Origin of the sequence: Pedobacter hartonius, from assembly GCF_900107535.1 — a bacterium.
Lineage (GTDB): Bacteria > Bacteroidota > Bacteroidia > Sphingobacteriales > Sphingobacteriaceae > Pedobacter > Pedobacter hartonius.
Genome location: NZ_FNRA01000009.1, coordinates 61,966 through 74,501, shown reverse-complemented (window position 1 = coordinate 74,501; position 12,536 = coordinate 61,966). Strand labels below are relative to the sequence as shown.

Annotated in this window: 11 protein-coding genes and 1 pseudogene; 5 read left to right on the top strand and 7 right to left on the bottom strand. The window is 41.2% G+C overall.

Annotated features, from left to right (window positions below; genetic code table 11):
* Window positions 1–6 precede the first annotated feature (6 nt).
* Complete coding sequence (locus BLW16_RS15635) at window positions 7–615, top strand: alpha-ketoglutarate-dependent dioxygenase AlkB family protein (protein ID WP_090558322.1); 609 nt, start codon at window positions 7–9, stop codon at window positions 613–615.
* A gap of 355 nt (window positions 616–970) precedes the next feature.
* On the opposite strand, the pseudogene BLW16_RS24050 reads toward BLW16_RS15635, so the two are convergent.
* From BLW16_RS24050 to BLW16_RS15615, 3 genes and pseudogenes are all read right to left on the bottom strand, one after another.
* A pseudogene (locus BLW16_RS24050) lies at window positions 971–1,159 on the bottom strand (helix-turn-helix domain-containing protein); the annotation flags it as partial.
* Window positions 1,160–1,234: 75 nt separating this feature from the next.
* On the bottom strand, window positions 1,235–1,855 hold the full coding sequence (locus tag BLW16_RS15620; protein WP_090558318.1) for a hypothetical protein: 621 nt from the start codon (window positions 1,853–1,855) through the stop codon (window positions 1,235–1,237).
* A gap of 39 nt (window positions 1,856–1,894) precedes the next feature.
* Complete coding sequence (locus BLW16_RS15615; RefSeq protein ID WP_090558316.1) at window positions 1,895–2,449, bottom strand: hypothetical protein; 555 nt, start codon at window positions 2,447–2,449, stop codon at window positions 1,895–1,897.
* Between the two features lie 846 nt (window positions 2,450–3,295).
* On the opposite strand from BLW16_RS15615, the gene BLW16_RS15610 reads away from it, so the two are divergent.
* Genes BLW16_RS15610 through BLW16_RS15600 form a run of 3 tightly spaced genes read left to right on the top strand, consistent with a single transcriptional unit; the run spans window position 3,296 to window position 9,362 of the window.
* A complete protein-coding gene (locus tag BLW16_RS15610) occupies window positions 3,296–6,472 on the top strand; it encodes a SusC/RagA family TonB-linked outer membrane protein (RefSeq protein WP_175470605.1) in 3,177 nt (1,058 codons plus the stop codon).
* A gap of 20 nt (window positions 6,473–6,492) precedes the next feature.
* The gene (locus BLW16_RS15605; RefSeq protein WP_175470604.1) at window positions 6,493–7,857 is read left to right on the top strand and encodes a RagB/SusD family nutrient uptake outer membrane protein; all 1,365 of its coding nucleotides are present in this window, start codon (window positions 6,493–6,495) and stop codon (window positions 7,855–7,857) included.
* An 11-nt stretch (window positions 7,858–7,868) separates the two neighbouring features.
* On the top strand, window positions 7,869–9,362 hold the full coding sequence (locus BLW16_RS15600) for a TlpA family protein disulfide reductase (protein WP_090558313.1): 1,494 nt from the start codon (window positions 7,869–7,871) through the stop codon (window positions 9,360–9,362).
* 49 nt (window positions 9,363–9,411) lie between these two features.
* On the opposite strand, the gene BLW16_RS23295 is transcribed toward BLW16_RS15600, so the two are convergent.
* The 4 genes from BLW16_RS23295 to BLW16_RS15580 form a co-directional block, all read right to left on the bottom strand.
* Window positions 9,412–9,735: a hypothetical protein gene (locus BLW16_RS23295; protein ID WP_090558312.1), complete on the bottom strand. Its 324-nt coding sequence runs from the start codon at window positions 9,733–9,735 to the stop codon at window positions 9,412–9,414.
* A gap of 66 nt (window positions 9,736–9,801) precedes the next feature.
* Window positions 9,802–10,230 (bottom strand): MauE/DoxX family redox-associated membrane protein, encoded by a 429-nt coding sequence (locus BLW16_RS15590; protein WP_090558310.1) that lies wholly within the window; start codon window positions 10,228–10,230, stop codon window positions 9,802–9,804.
* A 1-nt stretch (window position 10,231) separates the two neighbouring features.
* Window positions 10,232–11,113, bottom strand: a complete 882-nt coding sequence (locus BLW16_RS15585) for a serine/threonine protein kinase (RefSeq protein ID WP_090558308.1) — start codon at window positions 11,111–11,113, stop codon at window positions 10,232–10,234.
* Between the two features lie 204 nt (window positions 11,114–11,317).
* On the bottom strand, window positions 11,318–11,884 hold the full coding sequence (locus tag BLW16_RS15580; RefSeq protein ID WP_175470603.1) for a hypothetical protein: 567 nt from the start codon (window positions 11,882–11,884) through the stop codon (window positions 11,318–11,320).
* A 224-nt stretch (window positions 11,885–12,108) separates the two neighbouring features.
* On the opposite strand from BLW16_RS15580, the gene BLW16_RS15575 reads away from it, so the two are divergent.
* Window positions 12,109–12,429: a hypothetical protein gene (locus BLW16_RS15575; RefSeq protein WP_090558303.1), complete on the top strand. Its 321-nt coding sequence runs from the start codon at window positions 12,109–12,111 to the stop codon at window positions 12,427–12,429.
* Window positions 12,430–12,536 lie beyond the last annotated feature (107 nt).

The window sequence follows — 12,536 nt, the reverse complement described above, 5'->3', positions numbered from 1 at the left end:
ATTTTAATGGAACAACTGAGCTTTTTTCCTGAGCGGGGGCAAACACCCGGACTGCCAGAAGACTTACTGGATTACCTGCCCGCCTTGTTCAGCCCGGACCAAAGTGAGTTACTACTCCGCAAGTTTATCCGGGAATCACCCTGGGAGCAAAAGGTGGTAAAGATGTATGATAAGGAGGTGGTTACGCCAAGGCTTACCGCATGGTATGCAGATCCTGAAACAGTTGACTATACGGCGTTGAATAAAACAGCGCCGAATCCATGGACATCTGAACTGCTGATGATCAGAGAGAAGGTTGAAAGTATTGCCGGAATACAATTTAACAGCGTCCTGCTAAATTATTACAGGGATGGAAATGACTCTGTGGCCTGGCATAGCGATGGAGAAAAAGCTTTGGGAACCCACCCGACAATTGCGTCGTTAAGTTTTGGACAGGTCAGAAATTTTGATATCCGCAATAAGGATGATCACAGTTTAAAGTATTCCGTGAAACTTGAAAACGGGTCTCTCCTGATTATGAAAGGTAACTTACAGGCACTTTGGGAGCATCGCATTGCAAAATCTGTAAAGCCAGTGAAGGAAAGGATAAATTTAACTTTTAGGGTAGTAAGTTAGAGATGTTATAAATGCTTTCTTTGTAAGAAAATAAAATATGTTAACTATTTAGTAAGCGTTAGTGATATGATTATACAGTGTAAGAACTCGCAGACAGGATGGATAATGATAGGGTTATTTTTACTGATATCCATTCAGATCACAGATTCTTTTTTACGTTTTGGAACAAGCCATCTTCCTTTGGGAGCATTTATTAGCTTGATGGCGCTAATGATTGCTGTGATTCTAACGTTTTTCAGGCTTACCATAAAAGCCGATGAAAAATGTATCCATGTGATATTTGGGATAGGACTTGTTTATATTAAAATTCGTCCTGAACCATCCGTGAAATAAAGGTGGTTAAAACGCCCTGGTATTATGGCCTTGGGATAAGCGGAAAATTAGGATTAGCGAATTCATAATATTTTACCCCGAAGCAACTGCTTATTTCTTTCATTTTATCAATTCCAATCCCAATTTCTCCTCTTTCAATTTTGCCGATATATAGCTGTTGATTCATCATGGCCTTAGCAAGGCCTGCCTGAGATACGCCTGCAGAATTTCTGTATTTTTTTAGCTGATCACCAAATTCCTGCCTTGCTGATAAAACTTCATTTACCTTTACAAATAAAAAGGAGCATTAAAATTCTTTAAAATAAACCGTTCTTGCAGCTTGATTTTTTCTTTGAAGAAGTCTGGGAGCCTTTCTTTTGCCTGTATGTTTTCCGATGGCATCTATGACCAAATAGGAGGCTACCTCCGCGCCAAATTTTTTGATGCATTGCGCGAATACATCAAGAGCAGTTTTAGGCTCATCAAAAAAGCCATCGATAAACAAATTGCTGATATAAATGCTAATCTCATTATTAGGTAATCCCTTTTGTTTTTTTTTAATAAGCGGGCTAAGATATTGTAAGAGAATGCGTTCTTTTGATTCGATTTCCCTGTAAATTTTATAGCCGATGCCATTTTCATTTGTAAATTTCTCCACATCGATCCGATAAAATGGTTCCGGAATCTTATCAGTCATAATTTCGGACAGTTTGCAGTCAAAAATACTAAGTAAGTAATTCGTGTCTTTTGGAGTATACCGTAGTGTGTCATCAGGGTCTTCAACATCACGAACATATGTTGCCCTGTATCCTAGAAGGAATGAAAGATCACGATCACTAATGCCTAACAGGATGCGTTTATCCCTTACCCTGTAAACTTTATCAAACTCAATAGATGATACAGGAACGAAAGGGTCCTTTTCTGTCATATAACAAAATTGTAAATTTGAATCAGTATATCTGCTAAGTTAATCCTTTTTTGGTTTTCTGTACAATACATTTCCTTCTTTTAACTCTATACGTTCAAGGACACCTTTATCAGTTGCAAGAAAAAGTGGTGATGTAAAACTCGAAGGCTTCCGGTCCGTATTGTCAAGTCCATTTGAAAAATCTGTAATCTGTCTTGCGCTTCTGGCCTCGTCAAGGAAGTCTGTGCCAATGACTTTATAAAGTGATTTTGTAGGACCTTCAGCTCTACCGTCTTTAACATTTGTTTTAATGATAGGAGTGTCATTCAGAGGGACTTTGGGATAAAAGTCGTAAACCGTATAATCCTTTTTTACACCTTTACCTTTGAGCTTCTTTGCCTGTTCGGTAAATACTTTTGCTATAATGTTCAGATTGTGATCAGTATAGGTTGCTGCCATTGCTGAACTTTCAATATTGCCGACTAGCCCAATACTATCAGATAGACTTACTGCTTTTGATAATTGATCTGCAGTAATTCCAAGAGCTTTTCTGATTTTCCTAACCTGATCTATAATATATTGCTCAACAGGGAAAATTTTTATTTCTTTAGCCATGTTCTAAGGAATGAATTGAACATGTCTATCGATTCATATACATTTAATTTGTTTTATTGAAACCTTATTCCGACATTAGCTGTTGAATTAGAACACTTATGTAATTACAGAGGAAAAAAATAACATATTTAGATAACTATCCAGGCATCTGGGTTTGAATCTTGCTAGGAAAATGTAGGAACTTTCTTTAGTGCAAGATGCAAGAGTTGATGCCCATTCACTATCTTCGCCGATAGCGATGGGCTCTCTTGTATGCACTATGGCCCTCCTACAGGCTTCCTAGCGTACAGGATGAGTTCATCGCTATTTTTATAGGATGCTTTTCTGAGATTCCCTACCCTGTGCTCTAAACAAATGAGCTATGAATCTGATTTTAACCTTTACTATCGAACTGGTTGTTTATCCATCTGACTAACGGATAGACTACAAGTCTTATTTTATTAATAATTACGGAAACGACCTGGTAGGCTCGTACCATGCCCATTATGCCCAAAATTTTCTGGTAAACCAATTTATAAACCCTGCAACTATGTCAAACCTTAAAGTCCATTCAGTGGACCAAATTCCGAAACCACCCGATTGAAACTCGCAAAGCGGCTGTTAATTTAGGTTGGTTAATGGTTTAGCCCGGCCGCTTTGTTTTTTCACCTCAATCACTTCGCCTATAGTAAAATTCTACTTCCCAATAACAATAAAACAGCCGTCATGATCTCATCGCCTCAAAATACAGAAAAAGGCTTATGATAGCCTCGTAACATTTAAAAATAATACTTATTAAATAAAAAAATGAAAGCGAAAAATAGCTTAATGGGATTGTTATGTCCAAATTTTCGAACTCAATTAGGGATGATCACCCTGTTTATTCTCATGATCAACTCCTGCGTAAACCCCAGGGCAATAGCTCAGTCCGGACAGCGCCTCAGGGGCACAGTGCAGTCGGCATTGGATGGGGAAGCCTTAAAAGGTGCTACCGTGAAGACGGCTGATCAGCTATCCACGGTGCAGACCAATGAAAGCGGAGCATTCAGCCTGGCGGTAAAATCACATGGGGGAATCCTGCTAGTTAGTTATGTAGGTTATAAAACCCTGGAAATTCCATACAGTATTTATAGCCGGGGGCCGTTTAAGATTATTCTTCAGCCAAATACAGGTATACTGAGTGAGGTCACGGTTTCCACAGGTTTCCAGACCCTTCCCCGGGAACGTGCCACAGGTTCCTTCAGTGTGATAGAAAGTGCGCTATTTAACAGAAGCGTATCCACGGATGTGATCGGCCGACTGAAAGGCGTATCAAGTGGTTTGTTATTCGGCAATGCCACCGCTACGAACAGCCTTGGAATAACCATCAGGGGTAAAAGTACCATCTGGGCCAACAGTCAGCCGCTGGTCATACTGGATAACTTTCCCTACGAAGGCGACCTGAACAATATCAATCCCAATGATGTAGAGAACGTCACCATTCTGAAAGATGCCGCTGCGGCATCTATATGGGGTACCCGTGCGGGCAACGGCGTGATTGTCATTACCACTAAGAAAGGGAAATACAATCAGCCTGTACATGTTTCCTTCAACAGCAATGTGAATATCGGCCGTAAGCCAAACCTGTATGATGAACGAAAAATATCTTCTTCAGATTTTATCGCCGCGGAGAAATTTCAGTTTGAAAAGGGAAAGTACAATAGCTATATCGCCGATGGATATTCGGCGCTGACTCCTGCGGTGGAGATACTGATCAAAGAACGTGCGGGGACGATTACCCAGGCCCGGAGCGCTGTACAGCTGAACGAACTCGCGCGGCATGATGTAAGGGACGACCTGCTCAAATACTTCTACCGCGAGAGCATCAGCCAGCAATATGCTTTATCGCTCAGCGGGGGAAGTGATAAACAACTGTACTATGTTTCCGGTGGATACAATAAAAACCTTGGGCAGGCCATCGGAAATACATATGACAGGGCCTCGCTGAATGCCAGTAACACCTACAGCCTGCTGAACCGCAGAATGGAGATCAGCACGGGGATCTTATTTGCAAAAAGCACTACGCAGAACAATGCCGTAAGCCCTTCCTTTGGTAACGGGCAGCTTTATCCTTATGCCATGCTGGCCGACGGGAACGGAAATGCGCTGCCAATAGCAAAGTACCGTACAGGTTTCCCCGGTACAAAAGCAAATGTAAACTTACTGAACTGGGACTATAAACCGCTGGATGAACTGGGCTTTGCCGATAATACAATGGGTTTAGTGGATTACCAGGTTTCATTGGGGCTGAAGTATAAGATCATCCCTGGTTTGAATGCAGAACTGAAATACCGCTACGGAAACGGAGAAACGGATTCGAAGAACCATTACAGTCAGGATACCTTTTTCACCAGGAACCTGATCAATTCTTATACCCAGATCAATGCCACTACCGGAACTGTAACAAGGCCTATTCCCCTGGGAGAGATCATGAACGTAAGTAACGGAAAGTACAATTCACAGAATTTAAGGGGGCAGCTGAATTTTGACAGCAACTTGAAGGAAAAACACCAGCTGAATTTGCTGGCAGGCGCTGAAGTAGGGGAGCTGAATACACGGTCCTCACGGTATAATCTTTATGGTTATGATTCCCTGCGTGAAACAAGCCTGCCGATAGATTTTTTTAATTCCTATCCCAATTATATCACTGGCGCTTCTGCCGTGATCCCGTCGGGATTAGGCCTGGGCAGCTTAACGAACAGGACGATTTCTTTCTTCGGAAATGGTACTTATACCTATCTTGGGCGATTTAGTCTCTCGGCCTCCGCCAGAAGCGATGGATCAAATCTTTTTGGTTTAAAGACGAACCAAAAATGGGCCCCTCTTTACTCTGTGGGCACAGGATGGACAGTCAGCAGGGAAAAGTTCTACTCCCCGGCCTTGCTGCCGCTGCTGAAGTTCCGGGCCACTTATGGTTATAACGGGAATATAGATAAGAACATCACTGCCTTTTTGACTACCCGGGTAACCAGTACAAACCGTTATGGGGCTATTTATTCAGCTGTTCTGAACCCGCCAAATCCGGATCTGACATGGGAACGGATCGGGCAGCTGAACCTGGCAGCAGATTTTGGATTTAAAAATAACCGCGTTGCCGGAAGTATTGAATATTACCGCAAGAATGGAAAGGACCTGATTGGCGACGCATTGCTGGCCCCGACCAGTGGTTACACTTCGTTCAGGGGAAATACTGCGGCTATCAAAGGCAAAGGGCTTGACCTCAGCCTGCAGGTGCTGGTCATAGACGCTGCGTTTAAATGGAACACAATGGGATTGTTCTCCTATACGAAAAGCTGGATCACAGATTACAAGATGACGCCTGTAAGCAATGCGGATTATATTTCCGGCATTGTGCCAAAAATTGGAAGGGATATGAGCGGCATCTATGCGTACAAATGGGTGGGTCTGGACGGGCAAACGGGTGATCCGCTGGGTTATCTGAATGGTGTAGTAAGCAAGGACTATGCGAAGATGGTTACAGGCACGAACCTGAATGACCTGGAATATAAAGGCCCTTCATCACCACCGGTATTCGGAAACCTGATGAACAGCTTTTCCTACCGGGGCTGGTCACTTTCCCTGAACCTGATCTATAAACTCGGGTATCACTTCAGACGGGAATCTGTCAATTACAGCAACCTCTTTAGTGGTACTTCCGGCACAGGACATAGTGATTTTGCAAAGCGGTGGCAGAAACCGGGTGATGAACTCCGCACAAACGTGCCTTCAATGGTGTACCCCGCGAATGCAAACAGGGATAGTTTTTACCTGTCTTCGGGAGCGCTCGTGGAAAAGGGCGACCATGTAAGGCTGCAGGATGTGCAGCTTTCCTATAGTTTATCTAAAAAGCAGTTTCCGGCTTTGCCTTTTAAAAACGTCCAGGTGTATGGCTATGTGAGTAATCTGGGGGTGATCTGGCGGGCAAACCATGCGGGGCTCGATCCGGATGCGTCCGTTTATCCGCTGCCGCTGAATACTGCACTGGGGCTTAAAATTGATCTGTAAATCTATAAATGAATAACGTTATGAAAAACTTATTACTTTCTGAATACCTGTTGATCCTGTTCCTGATAGTTTTGTTTTTGGTCACGGGCTGTGCTAAGTATCTGGACGCCGTGCCGGATAAGAGTTTGGCGGTGCCGAATAGTGTGGCCGATTATCAGGCCTTGCTGGAGAATGAGATCATGTTTACGGATATGCCAGCTTTGGCTGAGATTGGGACGGACGATATCTACCTGCCTGATGCACTGTGGGCAGGTCAGCCGATTTTTGTCAGGGATGCGTATCACTGGAGCAAAGATTTGAATGAGGGTGTTACTTCTTTAAACTGGAATAATCCTTATAAAAAGATTTACTATGCCAATCTCGTATTAGATGGCGTAGATAAACTAAAAAACAAACATAACGCAACAGATATTCAAGTTTTAAAAGGCTGGGCGTTGTTTTGCAGGGCACATGCATTTTATGATCTGCAGGAAATATTTGGTCAGCCATACCGGCCCGCATCTGCTAATAACGATCTTGGTATTCCGCTCAGGCTAAACACTGATCTTCAGGAAAAAACTCCCCGGGCAACCGTTGAAACTACTTTTCAGCAAATTGTAAAAGATCTGGAACAGGCGATACCGCTGTTGCCTGATGGTGTTTCAAAGACCGACCGGAGTAAGCCGGGTAAACCCGCTGCTTATGCTTTGCTGGCAAGGGTTTGCCTGACGATGCAAAACTATGATAGGGCAGTGCTGAATGCCGATCGTTGCTTGCTGTATGATAACCAGCTTGTAGACTACAATACGCTGAACGCAACCGTTAGAGCTCCATTTAGTCCGCTGATAGATGAGGTGATCTATAATGCTGTACAGATATCTTACTCTACCAGAAGCTGGCAGATAGGGCAGGATTTTTATCAGTTGTATGCAGCTGATGATTTAAGAAAAACCCTATTCTTTACTGTTGATCCCGTTGCAAAAACCGTGGTATTTAAAGGTTTTTACAATGCGGTGCTCGCTGGGTTCGACGGTCTGGCAACGGACGAAGTATATCTGATCAAAGCAGAGTGCGAGGCCAGGTTGGGGCATGATGCAATTGCTTTAGATGCACTGAATACATTGCTTTTAAAACGTTTCAAAACCGGCGAATATGTGCCCTATTCGACTGGTTCTGTTAGTGATGTCCTGAGTTTGATATTGCTGGAAAGAAGAAAGGAATGTCTGTTCAGAAACCTGAGATGGTCTGATTTAAGAAGGTTAAATCAGGATGTAAGGTTTGCAAAAACGCTAACACGGATGGTAGACGGACAGCGCTATCAGCTTCCTCCGAACAATCCAAGATATACGCTCCCTATTCCAGACGATGAGATCAGGGCAAATAAAATTCAACAAAATATCAGATAATAAATAACATAATGATGAAACATGTAATAAATGCGGTCATAATAATGATCCTGATTAATTTAAGTACACAAGTTACAATGGCTAAGGAGATATTAGCAGATAAAAAAAATGTAACCATCCAGGTAGACCTGGATTCGTTAATTAAAGATAAACCGTTTATGATCGTCTACGAGAAAGGCGTAAATGAATATGATGCGTCCAAGGTAGGACAGGTACGGGTTCCGGCTAAGTCTGCAAAAGCAGGTTCTTTTGTTTTTGAGCTGAAAGATCAGAAAAAACCATTGTACTTTTCAATTATGTTTACACAGGGTATGAATGATTTACCCATGGTAGAACGATATTTTTTCGAACCGGGTGACCAAATCAGAATCCTTGTGAAGAAGGCTGATTATCCGGTTAATTACCGGCTGGATTTTTCCGGTATTGGTTCTGCTAAGTATAGCTGCCAGAACGGCTATAAACAAGTATATCTACCTACTAGCAAGGAATGGCCGGAAGTGAATTTTGCTGACGCTACCGAGAGAATTATATCCAGGGATTTAAGATCTTTATATCTTATGCGCAAGTTAATTGAAAGATATCAGCCTGAAATGTCGGCTTATTCTTATCATCTGCTGAACGCTGATGTTGTGGGAAAGTTAGGGAGCCAGATCATGGATATATTAGGTTTTCATTTAGTGAAGCTGGTATATAATAAAGATACCGTTGGTCTTAAAAAATATGAGAAAAACCTTGCTGATATTTTTAAATTTGACTTTGCAAAAGATATACCTGACAGCGTATTGTATGACTCAAAAGTGTATGCTGAATTTATACTTGCAAAATTAAGTTGTGAAAGCATGATGAGTACAGGTCAGTTGGGTGCTTCAGCATTATATCCATATGTGAAGGATTTAAATAATGGTCGTTTTAAGGATAAAATATTAATGTCATATTTTATGCGTTATTGGAAGACAATAAATGATAAATATCAGGAGATTTTAAATGATGCAATCCTAAATGTGAAGGACCCTTATTGTTTAACCAGAATCAAAGAATTTGACAGGCATTCCGCCGGATATAAAGCGTATAATTTTTCGTTAAGGGATGTAAATGGAAAAACGGTGACTTTGCGGGATTTTAAAGGAAAAGTTGTTTTCATAGATTTTTGGTTTACTGGTTGTGTGCATTGTAAACATTATTATCAGGGGGTATTGGATTCAGTAGAAAATGTTTATAAGCGAAATCCGAAGGTGGTATTTATAACCATATGCGCGGATAAGAAAAAAGAGCAATGGATAAGTAGCGTGAAAAGTGGGGAATATACGTCTCCCAAAGCCGTAAACCTATACACGAATGGTGACGGTTTTGAAAACGATATGATTAAATATTATAATATTACCGGTTATCCTTCTCCAATGCTGATTGATCATCTGGGTAATATTATTAAATTTTCTGGCACTGGACTAAGACATGAGAATGAACTCATTAAAGAAATAGATAATGCATTAAAAAACATTCAATAATAGTAAGGGGCCACAAATTGGCCCCTTACTGTAACAATCAAATAGAATATTAAGGTCGCTCAAATCTTCCCGGACTCGCTATTAACGCCGGATCCTTTGGAACCAAATCCCCAGGATTCAATGTCGCATTTGAAAAAATTATGCAGGTCCTATTTGCTTCTCCTTCACAAATGTAATCCAGACCCTTTATTTGGCCAGTTGCATCTGATCGGATTTGCCAATTCAATCCACCGGCGGTTTCTGCAACTCCATATGTGAAATTGTGTGGTGCTGCTGCGGGTTTCATGGCCATCGTGCCAAAACCAATTATTGTTACCAGTGCGATCGTGATCACACGGACTCTTTGTAAGAGATTTGTTGTCTGTACTAACATTTTTCTATAATATTAAATAATCCCTCATTTGTAATCAGGGTTCGGGATTGCCCTGTCCCATGCGCATTAGGGTGTCTTCAACCTCCGGGATTGCTGGAGGCAAATGCCAGTTACGGACAATATCAAAAAGCTACTGTTTATAACCAGATGCACCGGCCAGCTGAGGTGTTCAAATGCTGTTGCACACCCGCAGGGCACACGGTCGTAAAAATTGAATGTGACCAGTGCGATGTAGGTGGTAAATACAGTGAGCAAACCCGCGGCTCCATATAAACCAGCTAAGCTGGTTTTAGGCCAGAGTAATAGCATAGTCAACAGGATCTCCGATGCCGGCAGCACATGTACCAGAACAGGAGTGAGGTTATTGTTAAATGGCTGGTTATTGATCTGTTGGATAAACTGTTTAAAATCCAATAATTTATCTACCGCAGTATATAAGAATAATGCAGCCAGCAGAAAGATGATAATTTCTGTAATCCATTGTTTGGTTTTCATATCATTTGAGTTGATTTAAGTATTTTGATACTACTGTTTTTAAAATTGAGATTGATGGTCGTTGAGATCGCTTTGCAGATAAGCAATCTATGATCACCTTAGTTAGGGAATGGCTGAGCGTGATCTTCAATAGTTTTTGCTGCACCTGATTTAAGTTGCTGCTGACGAATTTGACAGGAGGGGTGTTACTCAGTAAAAAGCATAATAAAGCACCAAGGGAGTAGATGTCTTCCTTATAATCCGGCTTCGCCTGTTTCAGTTGCTCAGGTGCTACATACCCAAACGTACCGAGGAGGAAAGGATGTTCAAGTGTCTTTTTTTCAACTGCGTATGATAATTCAAAATCAAGGATACAAAGCCTTCCGTCCTTCAACAGCATAAAATTACTATCAGTAATATCCCGGTGTACATATCCTTTGTGGTGAACGCTATCAACAAGGGCTAAGCTTGCTATAAATAAATTCAACAACGTTCTTTTCGCTTTTAGCGGGAGAGTCCTCCATGTTTTATCCTGATAGCTATTCTTAACTACATCAAACAGCGTTGTTCCATCTGCATATTCGATCACCAGATAGCTGCGTCCTTTCGCCTCGAAATAATCAATGTAACCGGGCGTAACTACACTTTCATGAAGATCTTCTAAAACTGATTTTTGCCACAGCAGTCGATCTTTCATATCCCGGTTGTACTGATCAAGCAGTGCACCCGGATTACCATGTTTGATGATACATCGGCTGAAAGAGAAATTCCTGAGTGAAACGGCCCCGTACACATCTCCCTTGGAAGATGTTTTCAGAAGCTGGATGGGAACGTAGTATTTTCCTAACCTGACAGGACGTATTCTTGTCAGGTTTTCATAATCAGATGTTAAAATGGCTTCCATTTCTGTTCTGCTGAGAGGTTAATTTATCGGTGATCTATAGTATAAATTTACCTGACAGGACTTGAAAATTTGATCGGAATTCCGAAGATCGGAGTTCAGATAATGGAAAAAATGAATTCTGAATTCCAATCAGGAAGCTTCGGAAATCCAAATATTTTTATTTGGATTTCACATGGAGTTGATCTCGTGAAATACAGTCCAAACCTATTTAATCTTTGTTTTCTTTGGCTTTCTTATCGTGCTGAAATAAGTTTTATTGATATCCAGATAAGTGCAAAGGTCTATGTTCCTGATGGAGGCCGCCGCCGCTGGAAACTGCTTTTGGAAGTGATCAAAACGCTGATGTTTGAACCCCTGAAGGAATTCCAGTCTTTTGTAATATTTTCCTGCTGCTTCTTTTTTTACGATTTTCCATAAGTCGCAAAATGCAGCGGAGGTGTTTTGCAACGCGGATATCTTTTTTACACTCATCTTCAGCAGTACCGTATTTTCGGTGGCGATGATTTCGCCTTCCATGATCTTTTTCGGGAAGGTGAACAGCTCATGCTGCTGAAAGAACCTGACCATGGTAAAGTGCTTCAATCCTAAGTTCTGATTTTCAATCAGAAAACCTGAGACGACATAAAACAAGTCCCCGGTTTTACCTGTCAACTGACGCTCTTTCTTTAATGAAACTTGTTCGAATAGGTGTTTCATTTCTTCCCACTGGGTTCCCGTTAGGGTCAACTGAAGATCCAAATAGGGTTTAAATTGATTTAGACATGATTCCATGTGAAAAATGGTATCCTACAATTTAATGATTTTGGAAGTTTAACAACTTATCGGAATGGCCATATTTTGTAGAGACGTTTTTTATTTTCGTGTCCTGAATCATTAACCTTATCATAACACAAGCTTTACTTTCTGATGTCAATTTAAATAGTAATATATTTTATATTTACTAATATTAATAGTAATATTGCTTTGTGATACACTGAAAGAATCTGTTATAATTTATGAACGTAACCGTAGTCCCTATTATAGATCCGGCAAGCAATCCTGGTGCTGCCCTGGCAACATTGATGAATAAAAGGCTGGAGCGTTTAGCCAAAGAATTGCAAACTTCAGAATTGAAACCTCTTGAAGTGATGGAACCGCTATATGGTGATGTGGTGATCTATATCAGCTATAACAGCAAATATAATATCAGATGGAGGATTGTGAACGATGCTCCGGCAGGTACTGAAACTGAAGTTGCCAAACACTGTGACCGTTTAGGGTATCTGAAATGGAAAACAGATACAATCAATTCATTTACCTCGAGAAAGGATAATTAAGCGTGGTTGATTCGCTGCTTTTTAAGCTGGAATTATTTGCGGTTAAAACTTCGTAAAAGTACGGCGATCAATGAGATTGTAATAATGGTAGGCGACAGGTAGATAAC

Excerpts from the sequence above, each read along its gene's own strand:
- BLW16_RS15580 (WP_175470603.1), bottom strand. The coding sequence starts at position 11,884 with ATGGAATCATGTCTAAATCAATTTAAACCCTATTTGGATCTTCAGTTG.
- BLW16_RS15635 (WP_090558322.1), top strand. The coding sequence starts at position 7 with ATGGAACAACTGAGCTTTTTTCCTGAGCGGGGGCAAACACCCGGACTG.
- BLW16_RS15590 (WP_090558310.1), bottom strand. The coding sequence starts at position 10,230 with ATGAAAACCAAACAATGGATTACAGAAATTATCATCTTTCTGCTGGCT.
- BLW16_RS15610 (WP_175470605.1), top strand. The coding sequence starts at position 3,296 with ATGATCACCCTGTTTATTCTCATGATCAACTCCTGCGTAAACCCCAGG.
- BLW16_RS23295 (WP_090558312.1), bottom strand. The coding sequence starts at position 9,735 with ATGTTAGTACAGACAACAAATCTCTTACAAAGAGTCCGTGTGATCACG.
- BLW16_RS15620 (WP_090558318.1), bottom strand. The coding sequence starts at position 1,855 with ATGACAGAAAAGGACCCTTTCGTTCCTGTATCATCTATTGAGTTTGAT.
- BLW16_RS15575 (WP_090558303.1), top strand. The coding sequence starts at position 12,109 with ATGAACGTAACCGTAGTCCCTATTATAGATCCGGCAAGCAATCCTGGT.
- BLW16_RS15600 (WP_090558313.1), top strand. The coding sequence starts at position 7,869 with ATGATGAAACATGTAATAAATGCGGTCATAATAATGATCCTGATTAAT.
- BLW16_RS15605 (WP_175470604.1), top strand. The coding sequence starts at position 6,493 with ATGAAAAACTTATTACTTTCTGAATACCTGTTGATCCTGTTCCTGATA.
- BLW16_RS15585 (WP_090558308.1), bottom strand. The coding sequence starts at position 11,113 with ATGGAAGCCATTTTAACATCTGATTATGAAAACCTGACAAGAATACGT.
- BLW16_RS15615 (WP_090558316.1), bottom strand. The coding sequence starts at position 2,449 with ATGGCTAAAGAAATAAAAATTTTCCCTGTTGAGCAATATATTATAGAT.